The 24,189-nt window shown below is 70.8% G+C and carries 23 protein-coding genes and 1 tRNA gene; 12 read left to right on the plus strand and 12 right to left on the minus strand.

What is annotated here, in order from left to right:
* Window positions 1-18: 18 nt before the first annotated feature.
* A complete protein-coding gene (locus ACIPSJ_RS16725) occupies window positions 19-1,008 on the plus strand; it encodes a DUF5926 family protein (RefSeq protein ID WP_355713570.1) in 990 nt (329 codons plus the stop codon).
* A 342-nt stretch (window positions 1,009-1,350) separates the two neighbouring features.
* Here the strand turns inward: ACIPSJ_RS16725 and ACIPSJ_RS16730 are convergent, their stop codons facing one another.
* Together ACIPSJ_RS16730 and ACIPSJ_RS16735 are read right to left on the minus strand one after the other, a co-directional pair.
* Entirely contained in the window at window positions 1,351-2,046 is a 696-nt protein-coding gene (locus ACIPSJ_RS16730; RefSeq protein ID WP_401346448.1) for a hypothetical protein, read from the minus strand.
* 54 nt (window positions 2,047-2,100) lie between these two features.
* A complete protein-coding gene (locus ACIPSJ_RS16735) occupies window positions 2,101-2,775 on the minus strand; it encodes a bifunctional DNA primase/polymerase (RefSeq protein WP_359212028.1) in 675 nt (224 codons plus the stop codon).
* Between the two features lie 656 nt (window positions 2,776-3,431).
* Here ACIPSJ_RS16735 and ACIPSJ_RS16740 point away from each other — a divergent pair.
* Window positions 3,432-4,817 carry a PP2C family protein-serine/threonine phosphatase gene (locus ACIPSJ_RS16740; protein WP_401346449.1) on the plus strand — a complete coding sequence of 462 codons (1,386 nt, stop codon included), beginning with the start codon at window positions 3,432-3,434 and terminating at the stop codon, window positions 4,815-4,817.
* A 121-nt stretch (window positions 4,818-4,938) separates the two neighbouring features.
* Window positions 4,939-6,396, plus strand: coding sequence for an aminopeptidase P family protein (locus tag ACIPSJ_RS16745; RefSeq protein WP_359212034.1), 1,458 nt, complete (start codon window positions 4,939-4,941; stop codon window positions 6,394-6,396).
* A 152-nt stretch (window positions 6,397-6,548) separates the two neighbouring features.
* On the opposite strand, the gene ACIPSJ_RS16750 is transcribed toward ACIPSJ_RS16745, so the two are convergent.
* The 4 genes from ACIPSJ_RS16750 to ACIPSJ_RS16765 form a co-directional block, all read right to left on the minus strand.
* Entirely contained in the window at window positions 6,549-7,364 is an 816-nt protein-coding gene (locus tag ACIPSJ_RS16750; RefSeq protein WP_359212037.1) for a triphosphoribosyl-dephospho-CoA synthase, read from the minus strand.
* Window positions 7,365-7,374: 10 nt separating this feature from the next.
* A complete protein-coding gene (locus ACIPSJ_RS16755) occupies window positions 7,375-8,316 on the minus strand; it encodes an intradiol ring-cleavage dioxygenase (protein ID WP_355724537.1) in 942 nt (313 codons plus the stop codon).
* 143 nt (window positions 8,317-8,459) lie between these two features.
* Complete coding sequence (locus ACIPSJ_RS16760; RefSeq protein ID WP_359212043.1) at window positions 8,460-9,035, minus strand: GNAT family protein; 576 nt, start codon at window positions 9,033-9,035, stop codon at window positions 8,460-8,462.
* A gap of 38 nt (window positions 9,036-9,073) precedes the next feature.
* Window positions 9,074-9,523 (minus strand): ATP-binding protein, encoded by a 450-nt coding sequence (locus tag ACIPSJ_RS16765; protein ID WP_355724531.1) that lies wholly within the window; start codon window positions 9,521-9,523, stop codon window positions 9,074-9,076.
* Window positions 9,524-9,806: 283 nt separating this feature from the next.
* Between ACIPSJ_RS16765 and ACIPSJ_RS16770 the strand changes: the two genes are divergently transcribed.
* From ACIPSJ_RS16770 to ACIPSJ_RS16810, 9 genes are all read left to right on the plus strand, one after another.
* Window positions 9,807-10,673 carry a hypothetical protein gene (locus tag ACIPSJ_RS16770; protein WP_401346450.1) on the plus strand — a complete coding sequence of 289 codons (867 nt, stop codon included), beginning with the start codon at window positions 9,807-9,809 and terminating at the stop codon, window positions 10,671-10,673.
* Between the two features lie 145 nt (window positions 10,674-10,818).
* On the plus strand, window positions 10,819-11,574 hold the full coding sequence (locus tag ACIPSJ_RS16775; RefSeq protein ID WP_401346452.1) for a YcnI family protein: 756 nt from the start codon (window positions 10,819-10,821) through the stop codon (window positions 11,572-11,574).
* Window positions 11,575-11,679: 105 nt separating this feature from the next.
* Window positions 11,680-12,333 (plus strand): SCO family protein, encoded by a 654-nt coding sequence (locus tag ACIPSJ_RS16780; RefSeq protein WP_359212053.1) that lies wholly within the window; start codon window positions 11,680-11,682, stop codon window positions 12,331-12,333.
* A complete protein-coding gene (locus tag ACIPSJ_RS16785) occupies window positions 12,330-12,809 on the plus strand; it encodes a copper chaperone PCu(A)C (protein ID WP_401346454.1) in 480 nt (159 codons plus the stop codon). The genes ACIPSJ_RS16780 and ACIPSJ_RS16785 overlap by 4 nt, the downstream gene beginning before the upstream one ends.
* 14 nt (window positions 12,810-12,823) lie before the next feature.
* Window positions 12,824-14,866, plus strand: coding sequence for a copper resistance CopC/CopD family protein (locus tag ACIPSJ_RS16790; RefSeq protein WP_401346456.1), 2,043 nt, complete (start codon window positions 12,824-12,826; stop codon window positions 14,864-14,866).
* Window positions 14,867-14,874: 8 nt separating this feature from the next.
* Entirely contained in the window at window positions 14,875-16,152 is a 1,278-nt protein-coding gene (gene efeB, locus ACIPSJ_RS16795) for an iron uptake transporter deferrochelatase/peroxidase subunit (RefSeq protein ID WP_401346459.1), read from the plus strand.
* 133 nt (window positions 16,153-16,285) lie between these two features.
* The gene (gene pheA, locus ACIPSJ_RS16800; RefSeq protein ID WP_359212065.1) at window positions 16,286-17,221 is read left to right on the plus strand and encodes a prephenate dehydratase; all 936 of its coding nucleotides are present in this window, start codon (window positions 16,286-16,288) and stop codon (window positions 17,219-17,221) included.
* A gap of 530 nt (window positions 17,222-17,751) precedes the next feature.
* Window positions 17,752-19,029, plus strand: coding sequence for a serine--tRNA ligase (gene serS / locus ACIPSJ_RS16805; protein ID WP_355724507.1), 1,278 nt, complete (start codon window positions 17,752-17,754; stop codon window positions 19,027-19,029).
* Window positions 19,026-19,823, plus strand: coding sequence for an HAD family hydrolase (locus ACIPSJ_RS16810; RefSeq protein ID WP_401346463.1), 798 nt, complete (start codon window positions 19,026-19,028; stop codon window positions 19,821-19,823). The genes serS and ACIPSJ_RS16810 overlap by 4 nt, the downstream gene beginning before the upstream one ends.
* A gap of 91 nt (window positions 19,824-19,914) precedes the next feature.
* On the opposite strand, the gene ACIPSJ_RS16815 is transcribed toward ACIPSJ_RS16810, so the two are convergent.
* From ACIPSJ_RS16815 to ACIPSJ_RS16840, 6 genes are all read right to left on the minus strand, one after another.
* A tRNA-Ser gene (locus tag ACIPSJ_RS16815) sits at window positions 19,915-20,002 on the minus strand.
* Between the two features lie 308 nt (window positions 20,003-20,310).
* A complete protein-coding gene (locus ACIPSJ_RS16820) occupies window positions 20,311-20,508 on the minus strand; it encodes a hypothetical protein (RefSeq protein ID WP_355724499.1) in 198 nt (65 codons plus the stop codon).
* Between the two features lie 79 nt (window positions 20,509-20,587).
* On the minus strand, window positions 20,588-21,307 hold the full coding sequence (locus tag ACIPSJ_RS16825; RefSeq protein WP_355724496.1) for an ABC transporter permease: 720 nt from the start codon (window positions 21,305-21,307) through the stop codon (window positions 20,588-20,590).
* Window positions 21,308-21,317: 10 nt separating this feature from the next.
* On the minus strand, window positions 21,318-22,229 hold the full coding sequence (locus ACIPSJ_RS16830) for an ABC transporter ATP-binding protein (protein WP_123975777.1): 912 nt from the start codon (window positions 22,227-22,229) through the stop codon (window positions 21,318-21,320).
* Window positions 22,226-23,134 (minus strand): ABC transporter permease subunit, encoded by a 909-nt coding sequence (locus tag ACIPSJ_RS16835; RefSeq protein ID WP_359212078.1) that lies wholly within the window; start codon window positions 23,132-23,134, stop codon window positions 22,226-22,228. The genes ACIPSJ_RS16830 and ACIPSJ_RS16835 overlap by 4 nt, the downstream gene beginning before the upstream one ends.
* Entirely contained in the window at window positions 23,124-24,092 is a 969-nt protein-coding gene (locus ACIPSJ_RS16840) for an ABC transporter ATP-binding protein (protein WP_359212081.1), read from the minus strand. The genes ACIPSJ_RS16835 and ACIPSJ_RS16840 overlap by 11 nt, the downstream gene beginning before the upstream one ends.
* Window positions 24,093-24,189: the final 97 nt, after the last annotated feature.

Genomic DNA, 24,189 nt, shown 5'->3' on the forward strand with positions numbered 1-24,189 from the left:
TAACCGGGAGACACCCAGATGGCCAAGAAGCGACCCCAGACGACGGCCACGCGGCCGCAGCTCAGCGATGCGGCCCGCGCCGAAGGCGCTGATGTGAACTATCCGGTTGTCGGTGCCCGTGAGCCCTGCCCCTGCGGCAGCGGCCGGCGCTACAAGGCGTGCCACGGCCGGGCGGCCGCGCACGCGGCGACCGAGCTGGTGCACCGCCCCTTCGAGGGGCTGGCCGGCGAGGGCGACTGGGTGGCGCTGCGCGAGCTGGTGCCCGCCGCCACGGTCGAGCTGACCCTGAAGGACGGCCTGCCCGAGGGCGTCCCGTCGGTCACGCTCGCGACGGTGCTGCCGATGGCCTGGCCGGCGCTGCGCCGTGACGACGGCACGGTCCTCATCGGCCTGCAGAACGACACGGCCTCCGGCGACATCAGCCGCGACCTCGCCGACACCCTCCAGCGCGCGCTCGCCGCCGAGCCGGGCACCCCGGTGCAGGGCCGCCGCGCCCCCGCCGACAGCCCCCGGCTGCAGGACCTGCTCGACCCGAAGGGCCCGTTCGAGCCAGTTGTGCACGACGGCTTCGAGTTCTGGGTGCAGGACGCGGAGAACGCCACCCCGGACGTGACCGCCTCCCTGGAGCGGGCCAACGCGGCGGCCATCCCGACGGTGAAGCTGACCGGCGTCGACTCCGCCTACTGGTGCGAGACGCCCGAGAAGAACCATCTGCGGTGGGTCATGCCGTATCCCGAGGAGCAGCTTCTGGACGCTCTCGCGCGGCTGCACGCGGCGGGCCGGTCCAGCCTCGGCGAGGGCACCCGGCTGGTCGGTTCCTTCCGCGCCCACGGGCTCACCGTGCCGGTCTGGGACCTGCCGAGCGGGGTCGGCGCGGAGGACGTGGAGAAGCCGGCGGCCGAGTTCGCGGAGCGGCTCACGACCGCTCTGGCCTCGACGGCACCGCTCACGGCGGACGAGCGCCGGGCCCGTGGCGGGCTGACCAACCGACAGGTCACGCTCAGCTGACGATCAGCACGGGCAAAGGGTCGCGGCTGACCGACCGGTCAGCCGCCCCAGGTGTGTTGAATCGGGTGACTCCTGTCACAACTTCCCTACGTGGCAAGCAAATACGTGTCCGAATAGCCGAGATCGAATTTGCGAACCGCCGATCTCTTGTTACCGTCTCAGTAGCCCGGTTGCTGGTGCATCCCCCGTCGCCAGCAACCGGGCCCTTTCATGCCCGCGTCCGGTGTACGGACCGAGGCCGTTCGTCAACTCCCGTCTGACCTCCGCGAGTTGCCCCACTCGCCGCGCCCGTCACCACGGCCGAGCGACTCCCGGAGTCCCTCCCGGAGACGCTTCCCGAAGTCACTCCCGCGAAAGGTCGCCCAGGCTGCCCGCCGACGAGCCGGCGGAGCCACCGGAGCCGGTCCCAGGACCGCTCCCGGAACCGTTCTCGGAACCGTTCTCGGAGTTGCTCGCGGAGTTGCTCGCGGAACGCAGCAGCAGCCGCCCGTCGCCCTCCCGCGCCGCGAACTCCGTGACCGCCGTGTAGCCGTCCAGCGAGCCCCGTGCGCGCTCCCGGGGCGTCTCACAGGTGGCGGGCTCGTCGTCGGCGTCGGCGGCGCAGTGCGTCTGCACGGTGCGGCCGGCCGGGCCCATGAAGCTCAGGACGGCCTCCAGGGCCGACCCGGTGGCATTGCGGTAGTAGGTGCGCGCCCAGGTGTCCGGACCCTGCGCCATCACGCAGGTCTGCGCCTCCACCCCGTCGGGGGAGGTGAGTTCGGGGCCGCAGCGGGCGGCCGTGGACAGGCCCAGGCCGAGCACCAGGGGGGACCGGGCGGGCTTCGGCAGCTTCGCGTCGTCGTCATGGCGAGCGTCATGGCGAGCGTCGTGCCGGGCCGGGTGTGCGGTGGCGTCGCCCACCTGCCCCGCGGAGGCCACGGTCAGTGGCAGCGCCACCGCGCACACCATGACACCCGCGAGGGCGAGCAGACGCAGTCGGGAGTCCGGACCGCCGCGGAGCGGCCGTCGCCTACCGTGCCCCCCAGAATTACGCAGCATGTGCGGAGGGTAACCAGCGCGGCGCGGGAAGCCGGGTTCTCGCGCCCGACACCCTTACAACTCGGGTGCGCTCACACCCGTACGAGTGAGGGCGTCGACCACGGCGTCCACCACGGCCTCCACATCGGGCACCCACGGCTTGGCCGAGCCGGGCAGCGGCGCGCGCTCCCAGCGGATGGCGCCCTGGCCGGTCTCGGAGGGCGGCAGGGCGAGGTAGCCGCCCTCGCCGTGGAAGCGGAGCGAGCCGGGGACGAAGTCCTTGGCGTACAGCAGCTCGCCCAGCTGCTCCATGGAGTACGGCTTGACGAGCAGCGCCCACCGGTTGGGCGCGGCGACCACCGGGCCGAGGCGCATGCCGCGGCGGTCGAGGAGGGTGAGTGCGCGGGAGGCGGCGAGGGCCGGCAGGCTGACCGCGCAGGGCGCCTTGCCGCCGGCGGCACCGGTGGCGAGGACGATCGGGGCGGCCGGCCGGTTGCCCCACCACCAGCGCACCATGCGCTCGTCGGTGGTGGCGGCCAGCAGGCCGGGGTCGAAGGGGTGGGCGCCGGGGACCGTGCACTCCGGGTCGGGGCAGGCACAACGGGCCCGGCCCTGCGGGTCCGGAGCCACGCCCGGGAGTACGGGCCACTGCCATTCCGTCGCGAAGGTCAGGGCCGCGCCGAGCAGCTCAGGCCCCTTGTCGTTGCGCTTGGACAGGAGCCTGCGTCGCCTTCCGAGGATCTCGCGCATGAGCGCTCGTTCCTTTCCGTTGCACCGCTGGCAACACCGTGGACCACATCACATCATGTGTCGATCACTTCACTGTGCGTACCTGTTGGCGCATCACACCCCTGCGCTGGGCAAGGGGAACCCCATGGGGTCGAGCGGGGGCCGCGCCCGCGTTCAAGCACTGTGTCGTACTGCGTCGTACAGCTGCGTACTGCTGCTCGTACTGCGTCTATCAAAAGCACGGCCACGGCGTGGGGGTGGCGAAGTCTGGCGTTTTGCCGTTCCGAGTGTTTCTCTCCGCCTCCGCCACGGGAGGATGGGGCACGGTCGTCGGTGGTTAAGACGCCCGGGTCCGTTGCCGGGTTCCGGGTGGTCCCCAACCACCCCCGGCCTTCACCAAGTACGTACCCATCACGACCGCTGTGACGCTCTGTGGAGCAAGGCCAGTCGACCGCAATGAACCGTTACCCGAGTCAGTTTTAAGCCAACTTTGATTTTGTGCAAGCGGTCCGGGAGAAGACCTCAAGAGGCCCACGGACACCAGGAATCCCGGCAGGACAATGCTGGACATCCCCTCACGAGTGCGTGTACATGTGGAGACACTGCCAGTGGCGCAGAAAGACATGGGGGTTTGCGATGCTTTTGAGCAATACGCACAGGTCTGAAAGCCGGACGCGATGAACGCGCCGCACCCTCCGAAAGTGGCCGGAATCGATTCAACGGTTCCCACGCCCGCACACACTGTCGCGCCCGTGCCCGCCGCCCCCGGCGCAGCCCCCGTCCCGAAGGCCCCCGCCGCACCGGCGCCCGGCACCGTCCTCCAGGACCGGCTGGCCGGCTGGGTCTCCGACCTCACCACGCTGCACGAACTGACCGAACGGCTCGCCCGCGCCGACGGACTGGAGCCCGCCCTCCAAGAGCTGCTGCGCGCCGGTGCCGCCCTCGTGGGCGCCCGGCGCGGTCTCGTAGCGCTGGAGCCGGCCGACGGGCTCGGCCCGCGCACCACCATCGGCCTCGGTCTCGGCCGCGCGGACCTCGGTCACCTGGAGACCGTGCCGCCCGACGCGCTGCCGTACGACAGCGCCACCGCCGGCGAGATCGTGCACTCCGACCTGTTCGCCGAGGACGGCCTGCACCCCCGGCACCGCGAGGTCGCCGCCCGCCTCGGCTACGCCGCCAGTTACGCGCTCCCCGTGACCACCGACTCGGCCGTCCGCCTGGGCGCGGTCGTCTGGCTCTACGACGAGCCCGCCGAGCCCGACGAGCGCCGGCGCCATCTCATCGGCCTGTACGTCCGGTACGCGGCGGAGCACCTGGCCCGGCTGCTGGAGGTGGAGCGCACGCGCGCGTGCATGGCGACCATCGCCGAGGAGCTGCTCCCCTCCCGGCTGCCCCGGGTGGCCGGCGTCCAGCTCGCCGCCCGGCACCGCACCGGCCCGCGCGGCGGCGGCGACTGGTACGACGCGCTGCCGCTGCCCGACGCGGCCCTCGGGCTCGCCGTCGGCTCGGTGACCGGCTCCGGGCCCAGCGCGGTCGCCGCGATGGGACGGCTGCGCGCCTCCCTGCGGGCGTACGCCGTGATGGAGGGCGAGGACCCGGTCGCGGTCCTGTCCGACCTGGAGCTGCTGCTGCGGCTGACCGAGCCGGCCCGCTCCGCCACCGCCCTGTTCGCCTACTGCGAGCCGGCCCTGCGCAAGGTCACGCTGGCCGGCGCCGGGCACAGCCCGCCGCTGCTGATCGGGGAGCACCGCACCGAGTTCGCGGAGACCTCGGTGTCCGCGCCGCTGGGCATGCTGGCCTGCTGGGAGGCGCCCAGCGTGGAGATCCAGGCCGAAGCAGGCGAAACCGTTCTCTTCTACACCGACGGGCTGCTGCACCGTACCGGCGACCCGATGGACCGCGCCTTCGCCCGGCTGCACACGGCCGCCGCGAGCGTCCCGCGCCCCCTGCGCTGCGACCCCGGGGCGATCGCCGACCATGTGCTGCGCACCGTCCTGCCGGACGGCCTCGACGCGGCCGACAGCGAGGAGGACGTCGTTCTGCTGGCCGCCCGGTTCGACTGACCGGTCAGTCAGAAGCGGAGCTCGGCGCACGTCACACGGCCCGTGGTCCCCCTGTCCCTGGGACGCCGTTCGGTACGACCGTACGATGGACGGGATCCACAGCAGTGTCGAGGAGGATGACGTGGCCGACGAGCTCACCCCGGAGACCCCGGAAGAGAGCGAAGAGCCGATCAAGCAGCGCAAGAACGGCCTGTACCCGGGCGTGTCCGACGAGCTCGCCGAGAGCATGAAGTCCGGCTGGGCCGACACGGAGCTGCACGACCTGACCCCGGTCGAGCAGGCCGGGCACACCGCGCGCCGCCGCGCCGAGCTGTCCGCCCGCTTCCCGGGCGAGCGCCTGGTGATCCCGGCCGGCAACCTGAAGACCCGCTCGAACGACACGGACTACCCGTTCCGGGCGTCGGTCGAGTACGTCTATCTCACCGGCGACCAGACCGAGGACGGCGTACTCGTCCTGGAGCCGAAGGACGACGGCCATGTGGCCACCGTCTACCTGCTGCCCCGCTCCGACCGCGAGAACGGCGAGTTCTGGCTCTCCGGGCAGGGCGAGCTGTGGGTGGGCCGCCGCCACTCCCTGACCGAGTCCGAGGCGCTCTACGGCATCCCCGCCGCCGACGTCCGCGAGCTGGCCGACCAGCTCCGTGAGGCCACCGGCCCGGTGCGGGTCGTGCGCGGGTACGACGCCGGCGTCCAGGAGGCGCTGACCGACAAGGTCACCGCCGAGCGCGACGAGGAACTGCGTGTCTTCCTCTCCGAGGCCCGCCTGGTCAAGGACGAGTGGGAGATCGGCGAGCTGCAGAAGGCCGTCGACTCCACGGTCCGCGGCTTCGAGGACGTCGTACGCGTGCTCGACAAGGCCGAGGCGACCAGCGAGCGCTACATCGAGGGCACGTTCTTCCTGCGCGCGCGGGTCGAGGGCAACGACATCGGCTACGGCTCCATCTGCGCGGCCGGCCCGCACGCCTGCACGCTGCACTGGGTGCGCAACGACGGGCCGGTGCGCTCGGGCGAGCTGCTCCTGCTCGACGCCGGGGTCGAGACGCACTCGCTCTACACCGCCGACGTCACGCGCACGCTGCCGATCAACGGCACGTACAGCGAGCTCCAGAAGAAGATCTACGACGCCGTGTACGACGCCCAGGAGGCCGGCATCGCGGCGGTGCAGCCGGGCGCGAAGTACCGCGACTTCCACGATGCCGCGCAGCGGGTGCTGGCCGAGCGGCTCGTCGAGTGGGGGCTCGTGGAGGGACCGGTGGAGCGCGTGCTGGAGCTGGGTCTGCAGCGCCGGTGGACGCTGCACGGGACCGGGCACATGCTCGGGCTCGACGTCCACGACTGCGCTGCCGCGCGGACCGAGACGTATGTGGAGGGTGTGCTGGAGGCGGGGATGGTGCTGACCGTCGAGCCGGGGCTGTACTTCCAGGCCGACGATCTGACCGTGCCGGAGGAGTACCGGGGGATCGGGGTGCGGATCGAGGACGACATCCTGGTGACGGCCGACGGGAACCGGAACCTGTCCGCGGGGCTGCCTCGGCGGTCGGACGAGGTCGAGGCGTGGATGGCTTCGCTGAAGAGCTGATGGGCTGACGGATGTGAAATGGCCGGGTACCTGGGTGGGTGCCCGGCCATTGTTGCGTTCTGCGGGTGGGTGGGGGCTGCTCGCGCCCGCGCGGCGGTAGCCGCAAATCGAATACAGCCCCGCGCCCCTAAAGGGGCGCTGCGGCTAGGGCGTTACAAAGTGGGCAAGGCGTCCAGGAACAGTGCGCCTGCCATCAGTCCCGCGCTGCCCCTCGGGCTCCAGCCGCGTTCGTGCAGGTCCGCGTCCAGGGCGACGAGCGCCTCGGCTCCTGCCTCCGTCGCCGTGCCGCCTGCCTCCAGGACCCCCCGCGCTCCCGCCTGGACATGGCGCAGGCCCATGGGGCCCGTGTCGTAGAGGAGTTCGGTGTCCTGGAGGGTGGACATCACGGTGAGTAAGGCGTCGAGGCGGGCCTGGTTCTCGGTGGCGCCGGCCTTGCGGGCGGTGGCGAGGGCGTCGAGTGCCCTGCGGACGTGCGGGAATCCGGCGCGGGCCTCGCCGCGGGCGCCGGCCGCGCCGTACTTCGCGGAGATCGACGAACCCCGGGAGGGGCGCTTGGGGGCGCCCTTGTCGTTGAAGGCGGCGATCTTGCGCGCGTTCGCGGTGATGTCGCGGGCCTTGGCCCGGGGGTCCAGGGCGGCCGCGGCGACGAGGAGGCCGAGGGCCCACAGGGCGCCCTTGTGGCCGCCGCCGGCCAGACCGACCGAGTGCTCGGTGCACCGGCCGATCGCGCCCAGTTCCGCCCGCAGCACCGGCGAGGGTTCGCCGGTGCGGCGGGCGGAGGCGGCCATCGCCGCGAGGCCGGGCGCGAGCGCCTTGGCCGACCAGCGCAGACTGTCGTGCTCCTGGCGCGTGCTGCGGGCGTCCAGGTCACGCGGGTCGGGCAGCCCCGGCTTCGGGGCCAGCGCCAGCTGACCGGTGAGCGCGGTGACCGCGGCCACCGCCAGCGCGTCGTCCTCGCGACTTGTCATGTCCCTTACCTTATGAGGAGGCGGAGGCCGAAGGGGAGGCGCTGTCGCTGGGGGCGTCGCTCGGCGGGGTGCCCGTCGGAGCGTCGCTCGGCGGGGTGCCGCCGCCACCGCTGCCGGCGCCCGTGCTCTCGGCGTCCGGGTCGATGCCCAGGGTCAGCGAGCCCTTGTAGCCCTTCGAGGGGTCCTTCTTGTGCACGGCCTTCAGGGTCAGCAGACCGCTGGAGGCGCCACCGCCGTCGTACACCATGTCGTCGGCGAGGACGGTGTAGCTGCCGGTGTGCTTCGAGTAGGGCTCGAGCGTGAAGATCTCCTCGGCGATGTCGTCGTCGAAGAACAGCTGCCCGGTGTAGTTGACGATGCCGCCCTCGTAGGTGCCGTCCTCCTTCTCGCCGCCCGTGTGCACCTTCACGTGGATGTGGCAGGTGCGCGGGGTGTACCAGCCGGGGAAGATCGTCTCGAACTTGACGACCCCGTTGGCGTTGGCGATCTGGTAGCCGCGCAGATAGGTCTGGTCGTTGGCGGAGTCGCCCTCCTCGCTCTCCGCGGGGGCGGAGCCGCCGGGGTTGGCGGTGGTGTAGCCGGAGTAGTAGCCCCAGGCGTCGCAGTGCCAGATCTCGACCGCGGCGCCCTTGACCGGGGTGCAGCCGTCGGTGGCGTCCACGACGGTCAGGCGGAGGGTCAGCGGAACGCCGGCCTTGCCCTCGGTGATGTCCTTGCGCACCAAGGCACCATCGAGGTAGTACGGGCCTTCCGTGACGCTGGTCATCAGCGTCATGCACTCACTGCTGGTGGAGCTCGCGGAGGCCGAGGCGTCCGCGTCGGTGCTGTCGGTCGTGTCGGCGAAGGCCGACTGGAAGCCGGCGACCGCGAGGCCGCCGGCCGCCACCGTGCCGCCGGACACCGCGAGGGCCCGGCGCCGGGTGATCGACGTGTTTTTGTGGTTTCCCGTCATGGTCGACGAAGCTAGAAACGCCGTTTGTCAGGGGCATGGGCGGGAGCTGGCAACGAGCTGTGAACACCCAGGAAGCTGAAGCCGACGCGAAAACGCTGGTCACAGCGGTGGGTTGAGGCGGTCACAGCACCGGGGCGACGGCGTCACAGGGCCGGGGCACGGTCGTGCAGGACCCGCTGGAACAGCCGGCTGTCCCGCCATTCTCCATTGATGTGCAGATACTGCGGCGCATCACCGATCGTCTCGAATCCGCATTTCTTCAGCACCCGCTGGGACGTCGTGTTCTCGATCAGGGTGGACGCCTCGATCCGGTGCAGTCCCACGACATCCCGGGCGATCTCGCAGACCCGCTCCAGAGCGGCGGTGGCCAGACCCCGGCCCTGCTGATCGCCCGCCACCCAATAGCCGACGTAGGAACTGCAGAAAGGGCCCAGGGAAATTCCGGAAAGGGTGATCGCGCCGACGATCCGGCCGTCCTCGGACGACTCCATGACCCAGGGCGCCATCAGCCCGTCGGCGACCTGTCCCAGCAGGCCATCGATGCGTTCGGTCTGGCCCTCGACGGTGAAGAAGGACTCGGGTCTGACCGGTTCCCAGGGTTCGAGATGGCTTCGGTTGCCGACGTATGCGGCGCACAGCGCTTTCGCGTCGCCCACGGCAATCAGACGCAATATCACACCGGGCCTGAGCACACTTTCTTTAATCTTTCTGAGAATCATGCGCGCACCCTAGCGCGGGTGTTATGCGGGGGCGAGCTTCATGCCGAAAGCAGGGAAGGATCTTTCTTCCACTTGAGGATCTTGTCGAAGCTGACCACGGTGCCGCCGCGGCCGGGTTTGTTGCCGATGTGGACGTGATCGGCGAGTTCTCTGATGAGACAGAGCCCTCTGCCGTTCTCGGCGTCGGGGCGGGCGGGTCTGAGGTCCTGGGTGCGGGCGAACCCCGGACCGAGCCCCGGACCCGAATCGGCCACCTCGATACGGCACTTCTCGCCGTCCAGGTAGGCGGTGACCCGGTACGCCTCCGAGGGACGGCCGGCCCCGCCGTGCTCGACGGCGTTCGCACAGGCCTCGCTGAGGGCGACGGAGAGGTCGTAGGAGATGTCGGGATCGACGCCCGCCGTCTCCATCGTGCCGATCAGCAGCCGCCGGGCGAGCGGCACGCTCGCGGCCTCGCGCCTCAGATGGAGGGACCACCAGATGCTCATGCTCCAGCCTCCCGGCCGCGGCTCGACATACCGATACCTATTGCCACCCGTGCGCGGGTGTAAGCACTCCGTTCATGTGAGAACGCCCATCCGGGGGATGCGCCCCGGGAGGTTTCGGTGTATGAGCGGGTGGTTCGGCACAAGAATGATCTTTAGGTTCTTTCCCTCGATCACCTCTCGTATGCCGCCCACCACCCCTCCCCCCTCCCCCTTTCCGCAGGTAACGGAATCTTCCGGACCTGACGTCAAGCGGGTGCGGGTCCAGTGCGATGATGAGCGCGCCATGACTGCCCCCCGCCCGCGCACGGCGCGCACCGGAAGCGGACTGCGGCTCCTGCGGGCCGTGGTGTTCGCCGCGCTCTGCGTCGTGCTGGCCGCGGCGGGGCACGCCCTGGCCTCCTGCGCGACCGTCCCGCTGTGGACGCTCGGCGCGGGCTTCCTGGGCACCCTGGCACTCGTCGTCCCGCTGACCGGGCGGGCCCGCACCCTGCCGGGGATCGTGGCGCTGCTGGCGGTCCTGCAGACCGTCCTGCACACGCTGTTCGGCCTCGGCCAGCACGGGACCACCGCGCTGTCCGGCGGTTCGACGACCATGTCGTCGATGTCATCGGTGTCGTCCCTGTCCGCGGGCGACGCCTCGGCGGTCGAGCGGGCCGCGCGGCTGCTGTGCGGGGCCGGGGCGGCGCAGCTCAGCCCCGCCCACGCGTACAAGATCCTCGCGGACGCGCATCTCACCACCTCCTCCGCCACGGGCATGAGCACGGGCATGAGCGGGATGGGCGACACGGCGGGCACCGGGTCCTTCGGCTCGCTGCTGCCCTCCGTGCCGATGCTGCTCGGGCACGTGCTCGCGGCCGTCGTGGCCGGATGGCTGCTGCGCCGGGGCGATCTGGCGCTGCTGCGGCTGATCGAGCTGTCCGCCGATTCGGCGCGCGGGGTCGGGGAAGCGGCGCTCGTCCGTTTCCTGCGAGGGGCGCTCGCGCTGGCGCGCGCCCTGTGCGCCGGGCTCGTGGCGGTACCCGAGGCACCCGCGCGTGACCGCCACAGCGCCTGGGACGAACCGCCCGCCCCGTGCGCCGTCACGCTCCAGCACTCCGTGATCCGACGCGGTCCGCCGAGGGCCGCCGCCGTTCTCGCTCTCGCCGCCTGACACGACGCGACCAGCGCACTCACCGGGATCTGTCCGATCCGGAGGGGCCGGCCGCCGTCGTGCGGCACGCGCGCGTGCGTGCGCATTCCGCTGCCCGCACGCCCCCTCAACGACAGAACTCACTCAGAGTGGAGTGCTCCCTGCCATGAAGGCTTCTCGTATCGCCGCCGTCACCGCCGTCGCGGGTACGGCCGTGCTGGCCGTCTCCTCGCCCGCGTTCGCGCACGTCAGCGTCCAGCCCGAGGGCACCGCCGCCAAGGGCGGTTACGCGGTCATCGACTTCAAGGTCCCCAACGAGCGCGACAACGCCTCGACCACCAAGGTCGAGGTCAACTTCCCCACCGACCACCCGCTGGCCTCCGTGATGCCGCAGCCGATGGCCGGCTGGAAGATCGAGGTCACCAAGTCCAAGCTGGCCAAGCCGCTGGAGATGCACGGCGAGAAGATCGACGAGGCGGTCACCAAGGTCACCTGGACCGCCACCGACAACAAGGGCATCGAGGCGGGCTACTTCCAGAAGTTCCCGCTCTCCGTGGGCGCCCTGCCCGAGGACACCGACGAACTGGTCTTCAAGGCGGTCCAGACGTACTCCAACAAGGAGGTCGTCCGCTGGATCGAGGTGCAGCAGAAGGGCCAGGAGGAGCCGGAGAACCCGGCCCCGGTCCTCACGCTGTCCGCCGCCACCGACGACCACCACGGGACCGGCACCGCCGGCGACACCACGGCCGAGGACGCGTCCGCCAAGACCGAGACCACCGCCTCCGACGACACCGGTTCGTCCGGCGGCAGTGACACCACCGCCCGCGTCCTCGGCGTCGTCGGCATCGTCGTCGGCGCCGCCGGGGTCGCCTACGGCGTCCTCGCCGGCCGTCGCCGCTCCACCACCGGCTCCGAAGCCTGAGCCCCACGTCCGTAACGCGCACCGGGGTCGTGCGGACCGTCACCGCCGACGGCCGCCGTACCACCCCGGTGCGCGCCGGATCTCTCACATCTGGGACATTTTCCTATGCGCAAGAAGACGTTCGCCGCGGCCGCGCTGCTCGCCGCCGCCACCCTGACCCTCTCCGCCTGCGGCAGCGGCGACGACTCCACGTCACCCGTCACGGTGGTCGCCGGGGACACCTCGGACAAGGCCGCGACCATCCTCGACACGCCCTTCGAGAAGCCGGACCTGGTCCTCACCGACACCCAGGGCAAGAAGTACGACCTGCGGGCCGAGACCAAGGGCCGGCCCACACTGATCTACTTCGGCTACACGCACTGCCCCGACGTCTGCCCGCTGACCATGAACAACCTCGCGGTCGCCAAGAAGGCGCTGTCCAAGGCCGAGCAGGCGAAGCTGCGGGTCGTGTTCGTCACCACCGACCCGGCCCGTGACACCGCCGCCGAGCTCGGCAAGTGGCTCAAGGGCATCGACCCCAGCTTCGTGGGCCTGACCGGCGACTTCGCCACCATCCAGGCCGGCGCCCGCACCCTCGGCATCTCCATCGAGCCGACCCACAAGGACAAGAAGACCGGCAAGGTCGTCTCGGTGCACGGCACCCAGGTCATCGCGTTCTCGCCGAAGACCGACGGCGGTTACGTCCTCTACGGCGAGGACGCCACCGTCGACGACTACACCAAGGACCTCCCCAAGCTGATCAAGGGGGAGAACCCGTGAGGCCCGGCAAACACCTCGCCCTGACCGGGATAGCGATCACGGGGGCCCTCGCCCTCTCGGGCTGCGGCGGTTCCGGCTCCGGTTCCGGCTCCGGCTCCTCGGCGGCCGAGTTGTCCGTCGCCGCCTCCTACATGCCGCAGCCCGTCTCCGCCGACATGGCCGCCGGATTCCTGACGATCACCAACAAGGGCGGCACGAAGGACGAGCTGACCTCGGTCAGCAGCGACTCCGCCGGTGAGATCACCATGCACGAGACCAACGGCGGGGCGATGGAGGAGGTCGACTCCTTCGAGGTGCCCGCACACGGTCAACTCGTGTTCAAAAGCGGAGGCAACCATCTGATGTTCGAGAAGCTGAAGCGCCGCCCGGAACAGGGCGACACGATCACCGTGAAACTCAAGTTCGCCGAATCCGGTCCGCTCACCGTCGAGATGCCGGTGAAGTCCGCCACGTACAACCCGTCGACCGGACACTGAGGGAGGGACCGACCTTGAAGCGGACCATCACCCCCCGCCTGCGCACACTGGTGCTGCTGTTCCTCGCCGTCACCGGCGCGCTGCTGGCCGGCGCCGGGCCGGCCTCCGCGCACGCCGCGCTGACCGGCAGCGACCCCTCCCAGGGGGTGGTGGTCCCCAAGGCGCCCGACCAGGTCTCGCTCACGTTCTCCGAGAACGTGTCGATGAACGACAACTCGCTGCGGGTCCTCGACCCCCAGGGCAAGCGCGTCGACAAGGGCAAGCCCACCAACCTGAGCGGCACCACCTACGGCGTGCAGCTCAAGAGCGGGCTCGGCAAGGGCACCTACACCGTCGCCTATCAGGTCGTCTCGGCCGACAGCCACCCCGTCGCCGGCGCCTACACCTTCTCCGTCGGAGCGCCCTCCAGGACCGTCGCCTCGGTCGGGGACCAGGACGCGGGCGGCGGGGTCGTCGGCTGGCTCTACGGCTTCGGGCGGTACATGTCGTACGCCGGGTACATCGTGCTCGTCGGCGGCGCCGCCTTCGTGCTCGCCTGCTGGCAGCGCGGCTCCGGGGTACGGGCGATGCAGCGCCTGGTCGTCGGCGGCTGGCTGACGCTCACCGCGGCCACCCTCTGGCTGCTGCTCCTGCGCGGCTCCTACACGACCTCCGGCAGCGTCGGCGACATCTTCGACCTCAACCTGCTCGGCCAGGTCCTGCAGACCAAGCCCGGCGCGGCCCTGGTCTCCCGGCTGCTGCTGCTCGCGGCGGCCGCGCTGTTCATCGCCGTCCTCTTCGGCGCCTACGACAAGCGCGAGGAGGAAGAGGAGAAGCGCGACCTGACCTTCGGGCTCGCCATCGGCGGGACCGTGGTGGCCGCCGGGCTCGCGGCGAGCTGGGCCATGGCCGAGCACGCCTCCACCGGGCTCCAGCCGGGCATCGCGATGCCGGTCGACGTCCTCCATCTGCTCGCGGTCGCCACCTGGCTGGGCGGCCTCACGGCCCTGCTGGTCGCCCTGTACCGGGCACCCGCCGACACCCCCGTCGACGCCGCCGCCGTACACCGTTTCTCCCGCGTCGCCTTCGGGTCCGTGCTCGCCCTGGTCGCCACCGGCATCTACCAGTCCTGGCGCCAGCTCGGCTCCTGGTCGGCCTTCACCGACACGACGTACGGGCAGCTGCTGCTCGTCAAGATCGCGCTCGTGGCGCTGCTCGTCGGCATCGCGTCCATCTCGCGGCGATGGACGGGACGGCTCGCGGGCCCGACCGTGACGGAAGCCGTGGCGGAGGCCGCGACCGAGGCCGCGACCGAGGCCGCGACCGAGGAAGAGGAGACTGCCGAAGTCGAGGAGAGGGAGAAGGAGAAGGTCAAGGCGTCCGCCGCCACCAAGGAGGCCGCCGTCAAGTCCGGCGCCAAGGTCTCCGGCAAGGTCTCCGGCAAGAGCGGGTCGGCCGGTCGGTCCTCCTCCGCCGACGACGACAGCCCCGAGCGCGCCGCCCAACTGGCCCGGCAGCAGGCCGCCGTGGACAGCGCCCGGCAGAAGCGGGTCCGGGACGCCGACCCCTCCCGCTTCGGGCTGCGCCGCTCGGTGCTCGCGGAGGCCGGGGTCGCCGTCGTCCTGCTCGCCGTCACGACCGTGCTGACGCAGACCGAGCCCGGCCGTACCGAGCAGGAGGCCAAGGCCGCCACCGCGGCCTCCTCGTCGTCCTCCTCGGCATCGGACTCCTCCGGGGGCGCGCTGACCCTCGACATGTCCTTCGACACCGGCGGCACGGACGGCAAGGGCGTCGTCCGGGTCGACCTCGACCCCGCGACCGTGGGCAGCAACGAGATGCACGTCTACGTCCAGCGGCCCAACGGGCGCGCCTTCGACATCCCCGAGGTGAAGGTCGCCTTCACCCTCGCCGCCAAGAACCTCGGACCGCTTCCCGTGGCCCCCGACCACGTCACCACCGGGCACTGGGCCGCCAACGGGGTGCAGATCCCCATGGCGGGCGACTGGAAGGTCTCCGTGACCGTGCGGACCTCCGACATCGACCAGGTGACCGTCTCCAAGAACGCGCAGATCGGCTGAACCGCACCATGGCTGAACCGTCCTCGTCCCTCCGTCCGTCCGCTGGCCAGGAGAGTCCCGCGGCTCCCCCGGCCGGAGGCGTCAGCCGGCGTGCACTGCTCGGCACCGCCGGGGCCACCGGACTCGTCCTCGGCGCCGCGGGCGCGGGCGTCGGCTACGCGGCCGCGCCCGCCGGGGCCACCCCGCTCAGTTCGGTGGGCTCCGGCCGGGCGATGTTTCACGGGAAACATCAGCCGGGCATCACCGAGGGCCTCCAGGCGCGCGGCCATCTCGTCGCCTTCGACCTGGCGGCGGGCGTCGGCCGCACGGAGGCCGCCGCGCTGCTGCGCCGCTGGTCGACGACGGCCGGGCGGCTGATGGCGGGCGAGCCGATGACGCAGGACGACACCGATGTGGCCCGGGACGCGGGTCCCTCGTCGCTGACGATCACCTTCGGCTTCGGCAACAGCTTCTTCGCCCGCACCGGTCTGGAGAAGCAGCGCCCGTCCGCCCTGGACCCGCTGCCCGACTTCTCCTCCGACCACCTCGACCGGACGCGCAGCAACGGCGACCTGTGGGTGCAGATCGGCGCCGACGACGCCCTGGTCGCCTTCCACGCCCTGCGCGCGATCCAGAAGGACGCGGGCAGCGCGGCCAAGGTGCGCTGGCAGATGAACGGCTTCAACCGCACCCCGGGCGCTACCGCCCACCCCATGACGGCCCGCAACCTCATGGGCCAGCTGGACGGCACGCGCAATCCGAAACCGGCGGACTCCGACTTCGACCAGCGGATCTTCGTGCCGTCGTCGGGCGAGCCCGCCTGGATGGCGAACGGCTCCTACGCCGTCGTACGACGGATCCGCATGCTCCTCGACGACTGGGAGAAGCTGTCGCTCGCCGCCCAGGAGAACGTGATCGGGCGGAAGAAGGCGAACGGGGCCCCGCTGTCCGGGGGCACCGAGACGACGGCGATGGATCTGGAGAAGGCCAGGGCCGACGGCGAGTACGTCGTCCCGATCAACGCCCACGCCCGGATCACCCGGCCCGACCAGAACGGGGGCGCGGCCATTCTGCGGCGCCCGTTCTCGTACCACGACGGCATCGACGCCGACGGGACACCGGACGCGGGGCTGCTCTTCGTCTGCTGGCAGGCGGATCCGCTGCGCGGGTTCGTGCCGCTGCAGCGGAAGCTGGACCGCGGGGACGCGCTCTCGCAGTACATCCGGCACGAGGCGAGCGGACTCTTCGCGGTGCCGGGCGGGGCGGGCGACGGGGAGTATGTGGGACAGCGGCTGCTCGAAGGCTGATCAAGCGTGATCTGCGGTTACCACAGTGATTTCTGATCACTATTGGTGCGATTCCGCATTTCAAACCACCCGGTCGAGTGGTTCCGGCGAGACAAGTGAGCCGGGCTCCCCTGCGCCCATTAGGGTGAGGGACATGCCAGCGAGCTATGCGTATCTCGGTCCCGAAGGCACCTTCACCGAAGTCGCCCTGCGCACGCTTCCGGAGGCCGCCACCCGGGAGCTGATCCCCTACGTCTCGGTGCAGTCCGCGCTGGACGCGGTGCGCGGCGGCGAGGCCGAGGCCGCGTTCGTGCCGATCGAGAACTCCGTCGAGGGTGGGGTCACCACGACCCTCGACGAACTGGTCGCGGGCGAGCCGCTGATGATCTACCGCGAGGTGCTGCTGTCGATCACCTTCGCGCTGCTGGTCCGCCCGGGCACCAAGCTCTCCGAGATCAAGACGGTGACCGCCCATCCGGTCGCCCAGCCGCAGGTCCGCAACTGGCTGCGGGCCAACCTCCCGGAGGCGCTCTGGGAGTCCGCCGCCTCGAACGCGGACGGCGCCCGCCTGGTCCAGGAGGGCCGCTACGACGCCGCGTTCGCCGGCGCGTTCGCGGCCGAGCGGTACGGCCTTGAAGCCCTGGAGACCGGGATCCACGACGCGGAGAACGCGCAGACCCGATTCGTCCTGGTGGGCCGCCCGGCCCGGCCGGCCGCCCCGACCGGCGCCGACAAGACCTCGGTCGTGCTCTGGCAGAACGACGACCACCCCGGCGGGCTGCGCGACCTGCTCGGCGAGTTCGCCACCCGGGGCATCAACCTGATGCTGCTGCAGTCCCGGCCGACCGGCGCCGGCATCGGCAACTACTGCTTCTGCATCGACGCCGAGGGCCATATCTCCGACCGGCGGGTGGCGGAGGCCCTGATGGGGCTGAAGCGGATCTGCCGCCAGGTGCGGTTCCTGGGCTCGTATCCCCGGGCCGACATCAAACCGGGCGAGACCGTCGGGCCGCTGCGCCCGGGGACCTCGGACGAGGAGTTCGTGGCCGCCTCGGACTGGGTGGCGCGCTGCCAGGACGGCCGTTTCTAACCGGCCATACGTTCATATCTTCGTTATCCACAGGGGTTATCCACAGGTGCCCTTCTCGACCTGGGGACAAGTCGACAGCGACGCATGAGTCTGTCGACAAATCGGCCTACAGCACCCCGATGGGGTCGTGATCACTCGCATCACCCTTCGTCCACTCGTTTCCCATGGTTCATCTTTTGGAGCGACGCCTTTCCACTCGAAAGTGGGTGTTGCCCCGGTTTGAACCGGGAATTCCTCTCTTCACAGGACGCTTACGGAGTGATCAATTCCGAAGTCCACACCTCATCCACACACCCTGTGGATAACTCTCGCGAGGGTAGGGATCCCTGTGGACAACCGCGCCCCCAAGTCCCGCTCTCCACAAGGAAATCGAGTCAACCACCGGCCGCGCGCTTGCCCCGTCCCGGGGAGTGAGACACTTTTTATTGACACGCTCGGCAATTCCCCCATAACCGAACGTAAGCCGCGATTCGGAACACATACGAATAGTGATTCGTGAGCGGCCACCCCGCCCCGGTAGCCTTGGCTCCGTGATTGACCTTCGCCTGCTCCGTGAGGACCCCGACCGTGTGCGCGCCTCCCAGCGCGCCCGTGGAGAGGACGTCGCGCTCGTCGACGCCCTGCTCTCCGCCGACGAGCGGCGCAGGTCCTCCGGCGTCCGCTTCGACGAGCTGCGCAACGAGCAGAAGTCGCTCGGCAAGCTCATCCCCAAGGCGTCCGGCGACGAGAAGGCCGAGCTGCTGAGGAAGACGGGCCAGCTCGCCGCCGACGTCAAGGCCGCCGACGCCGAGCAGCACGAGGCCGACGAGGAGACCAAGCGCCTCGCGCTGCAGCTCGGCAACCTCGTGCACCCCGACGTCCCGGTCGGCGGCGAGGAGGACTTCGTCGTCCTGGAGACGCACGGCACCATCCGCGACTTCGGCGCCGAGGGCTTCGAGCCCAAGGACCACCTGGAGCTCGGCGAGGCGCTGGGCGCCATCGACGTCGAGCGCGGCGCCAAGGTGTCCGGCTCGCGCTTCTACTACCTGACGGGCGTCGGCGCGCTCCTGGAGCTGGCCCTGGTCAACGCGGCGATCGCGCAGGCCACCGAGGCCGGGTTCACCCCGATGCTGACCCCCGCGCTGGTCCGCCCGCGCGCCATGGAGGGCACCGGCTTCCTCGGCCAGGCCGCGGAGAACGTGTACCACCTGGAGAAGGACGACTACTACCTGGTCGGCACGTCCGAGGTCCCGCTCGCCGCGTACCACATGGACGAGATCATCGACGCCGACCAGCTGCCGCGCCGGTACGCGGGCTTCTCGCCCTGCTTCCGCCGCGAGGCGGGCACGTACGGCAAGGACACCCGCGGCATCTTCCGTGTGCACCAGTTCGACAAGGTCGAGATGTTCTCCTACGTCGCTCCGGAGGACGCGGAGAACGAGCACAAGCGGCTCCTGGACTGGGAGAAGCAGTGGCTGACCGGCCTTGAGCTGCCCTTCCAGGTCATCGACGTGGCCTCGGGCGACCTCGGCGCGTCGGCGTCCCGCAAGTACGACTGCGAGGCGTGGATCCCGACCCAGGGCAAGTACCGCGAGCTGACGTCGGCCTCCAACTGCGACAGCTTCCAGGCCCGCCGGCTGTCCGTGCGGATGCGGGACGGCAAGAAGGTGCAGCCGCTCGCGACGCTCAACGGCACGCTGTGCGCCGTACCGCGCACGATCGTGGCGATCCTGGAGAACCACCAGCTGGCCGACGGCTCGGTGCGCGTGCCCGAGGTGCTGCGCCCGTACCTGGGCGGCCGGGAGGTCCTGGAGCCGGTGTCCCGGTGAGCTTCCCCTACGGGCTCATCGCCACCGACCTCGACGGGACGCTGCTGCGCTCCGACGAGTCGATCTCCCCGCGCACCCGTGAAGCGCTCGCCGCGGCCACCGCGGCGGGCGCCGCGCACATCGTCGTCACCGGCCGCGGGGTCCCGTGGACCCGGCACATCCTCGACGACCTCGGCTACGACGGCCTCGCCGTCTGCGGCCAGGGCGCGCAGGTGTACGACGCCGGGTCGCACCGTCTGCTGACGTCGGTGACGCTGGACCGCCGGCTGGCCGGCGTCGCCCTCGCGAAGATCGAGGCGGAGGTCGGCCCGCTGTACCTCGCGGCGAGCCGCGACGGCCTCGACGGCGACGTGCTGGTGGGGCCGGGGTATGCGGTGACGGGGCATCTCCCGTCGACCCCGTTCACGGACGTGGCCGACCTCTGGGCGGCGCCGCTGAACAAGATCTACATACAGCACCCGGAGCTGTCCGACGACGAGCTGGCGGAAGCGGCCCGGCAGGCTGCCGGGGGCTTCGTCACGGTGGCCATGGCGGGCGAGGGCATCGTGGAGCTGCTTCCGCTCGGGCTGTCGAAGGCGACGGGGCTGTCGCTGGCCGCGCGCCGGCTGGGGCTGAAGTCCGCCGACACGATCGCCTTCGGCGACATGCCGAACGACGTGCCCATGTTCGCCTGGGCTTCGTACGGGGTGGCCATGGCCAATGCTCATGAAGAGCTGAAGGTGGTGGCCGACGAGGTGACGTCCTCGAATGAGGAGGACGGGATCGCGGTGGTCGTGGAGCGTCTGCTGGGCTGAGGTGGTGGGGTAGCTGCGGGCCGTCTGTGGCTGGTCGCGCAGTTCCCCGCGCCCCTTGGGTAGGGACACTCACGCACGTTTACAAGTTCTGCGGAGGATGCACGGATCGAACGTGCGCGGGCTGTTCAGGCCCGACCATGGCTTAGCAAGCCAGTGCCTTACCACTCGGCCAATCCTCCGGGTGGGCGGCCCACGCGAGAGCGACCATCGCGTGCTCGAAGCGGCCGCCCCGGGCAGCTACACGGCGATCCGCCGAGGGCTGCCCTGGTGGGAGCGGGACGTACTGTCGTGCATGGACATCGTCCGGCTCCTCTCCCAGCTGGCGGGTGACACGACAACTGTGCCTTCGGGCCGAGTTGGACGCCAGTGATTATTTGAGAGGCGCCCACTGCACACGCCCCATCAGGGGCGCTGGGGGCACCCCCGGCCGAAGGCTGGGGGAGGAACTGCGCGACCGGCCCCCACCGGCGCGCAGCCGAAGTACCACCTACCGGCGCCACCAACGCCGCCGCCCCTTGCTGAAGAACCACCCGGCGGGCGGCTCGTCCGACCGCCACGGCTGGGGTTCCGGCGCCTCCGCGCGCCAGCGCGCCGCCAGCATCCGCGCCCGCGCGGACGGCTCCGAGGTCTCGGCCGACCGTATGAAGTCCTCGTTCAGAACGATGCCGTCCCAGTCCTCTGCCATCCCCGTCCCTCTCCACAGAACGTCCCCTTTGCCCAGTGTGCCCGGACAGAGGTGAAGCCCCCGTCAATAAGGCGGGCGTCTACTCCTCGCCCGCCAGCGTCAGCGAGCGCAGCTTCTGGCCCGCGTACCAGGTCGCCAGGACGGTGACCGCGATCAGCAGCACCGTGGCCGTCGTCAACGACACGTCGGACGTGACCAGTTCGCCGCCGGTCACCTTGTGGGCGACCGCCAGGGCCCACTGCTGAACGCTCAGTGTGCGCGCGCCGGACACCAGGGAGCCGAACAGGGCCTCCCAGACGAGGGCGTAGACGAGCCCGAAGACCACCGCGTGCCGCGACACCGTGCCCAGCAGCAGGAAGAGCGCGGCGTAGGCGATGGAGGCGACGAGGGCCGCGACCGTGTAGGCGACGGCGATCTGCTGGCCGTTGCCGTTGAGGACGAAGCCCGCGATGAGCATCGGCAGGGCCGAGAACACCATCGTCACGGCGATCGCCACGATCAGTTTGGTGAAGATGATCGTCGGCCGTTTGATCGGCTTGGACAGCAGGTACACCACCGAGCCGTCGTCGATCTCCGGGCCGATCGCGCCGGTGCCGGCGATGACGCCGATGATCGGCACCATCGTGGCGAGCCCGAGGCCGCCGAGCAGGTCCGCGGCGGTCTGGTCGTCGGCACCGGCGAGGCCGCGGACGACGACGGAGATCGCGATGAGCAGCAGGGGCAGGGCGCCCAGGATGAGGGCCCGGCGACGGCCGAGCAGGGCCCGGTAGGTGAGGCGGGCGACTGTGGGGTCGTACATCTTCGGCCTCCTACGCCGCGACCAGGTAAGAGAACACGGATTCGAGGGACTCGTCGGACGGCGAGACCGTGAGCAGCCGGATGCCGTGGTCGCGGGCGACCTTGGGCAGCAGGGCGGTGAAGCGGCCGAAGTCGACGGCCTGGATGCGCAACGCGCCCTCGGTGACGTCCACTTCGATGCCCGAGGTGGAGGGGTCGGCGATGAGGGCCGCCGCGAGCGCGCGGTCGTCGCTGGAGCGGACCAGGTAGCGGTGCGGGCGGTCGGTCATCAGGCGGCGGATCTTGCGGAAGTCGCCGCTGGCCGCGTGCCGTCCGGCGACCACGACCTCGATGTGCCAGGCGAGTTGCTCGACCTCTTCGAGGATGTGGGAGGAGAACAGGACCGTGCGGCCCTCGTCGCCCATCCTGCGCAGCAGATCCATCAGCTGCATGCGCTGGCGGGGGTCCATGCCGTTGAAGGGCTCGTCGAGGAGGAGCAGCGAGGGGTCGTGGACCAGGGCGGACGCCATCTTGACGCGCTGGCGCATGCCCTTGGAGTACGTCTGGATCTTGCGGTCCTGGGCGTACTCCATCTCGACCGTGGCGAGCGCCTTCTGGGCCGCCTTGGCGCCGAGGCCGTGCAGTTCGGCGTTGGCGACGACGAATTCGCGGCCGGTGAGGAAGTCGTACATCGCCTCGCGCTCGGGGACGATGCCGATGTGCTTGTAGATGGCCTCGTTGCGCCAGGTCGGCTGGCCGTCGAGGGTGACCGTGCCGGTGGAGGGGGCGAGGAAGCCGCCCATCATGTTGATGAGGGTGGACTTCCCGGCGCCGTTGGGGCCGAGGAGGCCGGTGACTCCGGGGCCGATGGTCATGGTGATGTCGTTGACGGCGACCACGTTGCCGAACCAGCGGGAGACGTGGTCGATGGAGAGCGTGGTCACAGTCCCACCTTCTTGTAGCGGCGCAGCAGAAGGCCGTAGCAGGCGGCGATGAGGCCGAGGACGACGAGCAGGTACACCGCGCCCTGGGCGTGGGAGGGTCCGTCGCCGCCGGGGAAGGTGTTGGTGCCGCCGAGCAGGGCGGAGCTCAGGCCGCCGATCAGGGTGACCGGCGAGAACAGGCCGATCCACGGGATGGCGCCGGTGCTGCCCTGGGAGTCGGCGATGGCCTGGAGGGTGGAGACAGCGCCGTAGGAGATGGTCAGGACGGCGATCACGGCGGCGATGCCGAAGCCGCGGCGCGGCGTGATCGCCGCGATGACCAGGCCGATGCCGGCGAAGAGGAGGGACAGCAGGGCCGCCGAGAGCAGTCCCTGGCCGAACCCCTTGGTCTGGTGGGCGAAGTCCATCTTGGAGAGCAGGGCGCCCACGTAGAGCACGACCAGCGGGGCGCCGGTGAGGATGAACATCGCGGAGCCCAGGGCGGCGAACTTGGCCCGGACGTAGTCGGCGGTCTCGATGGGCCGCGAGAAGTACAGCGGGATGGTCTTGAAGCGCAGGTCGCGGGAGACGGCCTGGGGTGCCTGCGAGGCGACGTACAGGCTGATGACGGCCTGCATGATGATCGCGTACCGCGTGTAGGACACCGGCAGGTCGTGCGCCTTGGTGGCGACGGCGACGGCGACCATGATGGCCGCGGGCACGCACATCACCGCGAACAGCAGCATCGGCAGCACCTTGGACTTCACCGAGCGGCCGAGGCCGTAGGAGCCGCGCAGGGTCTGCGAGTAGAGGGACAGGCGGGCGTAGGCGCGGCCCAGGCGCGGGCCGTCGTAGCCGCGGTAGCCGATGTCGTGGATCCGGGACTGGTCACCCGCGGGGGTGGCCAGGGGCTGCTCAACCGCCATGGACGGCCGCCTCCTTCCGCTGCTCGTCGTCGCTGCTGGTGAACACCTCGGAGATGTGGTGCCGGCGCTGCTCCATGCGCACCAGGCCGAGGCCGAGGTCGGCGACCACGTCGCGGATCAGGTCGTACGTCTCCTCGCCCTGGGCGGTGAGCAGCAGGATGTGGCCGGCGCCGGGGAGGCCGCCGCCCTCGTTGTCCGTCTCCACCCCGCGCGCGTGCAGCGCGTCGCGCACCGCGCGGGTGCCGTCGGGGTGCGTGTCGCTGTCGGTGACCTCGATCGCGAGGGTGGTGGTGCTCTGCGTGAAGTCCGTGGTGGAGCTGGAGCGCAGCAGCTTGCCGCCGTCGACGACGACCACGTGGTCGCAGGTGCGTTCCAGCTCGCCGAGCAGGTGCGAGGTGACCAGGACCGAGATGCCGAAGTCCGTGTGGATGCGGCGGATCAGGCCGAGCATCTCGTCGCGGCCGACCGGGTCGAGGCCGTTGGTCGGCTCGTCGAGGAAGACCAGCTGCGGGTCGTGCACCAGGGCCTGGGCGAGCTTCACGCGCTGCTTCATGCCGGTCGAGTAGCCGCCGATGGGGCGGTACCGCTCCTCGTAGAGCCCGACATGGCGCAGGGTGTCGGCGGTGCGCTCGCGCGCGGCGGCGGGCGGCAGGCCGGACATCCGGGCCATGTGCACGACGAACTCGGTGGCCGAGACGTCGGGCGGCAGGCAGTCGTGCTCCGGCATGTAGCCCACGCGCTCGCGGATGGCGGCGCCCTTGGTCGCGACGTCGAGGCCGAGCACCTCGGCACGGCCCTCGGTCGCGGGGGACAGACCCAGCAGGATCTTGATCAGGGTGGACTTGCCGGCGCCGTTGGCTCCGACGAGTCCGGTCACACCGGGTCCGATGTCCACGGACAGCCGGTCGAGCGCGGTCACCCGGGGGAACCGCTTGCTCAGGCTTTCGGTCGCGATCACAGTCACATCGTCGAAGGTAGTGACCTGGACCACGGCCGGTCGTCAGACCCGAGAGCCGTCTTCGCATCACTCTCGAGTATTACGGGGCCCTAGGGGA

The sequence above is a fragment of the Streptomyces sp. NPDC090088 genome (assembly GCF_044747345.1).
In the GTDB taxonomy this organism is placed as follows: Bacteria; Actinomycetota; Actinomycetes; order Streptomycetales; family Streptomycetaceae; genus Streptomyces.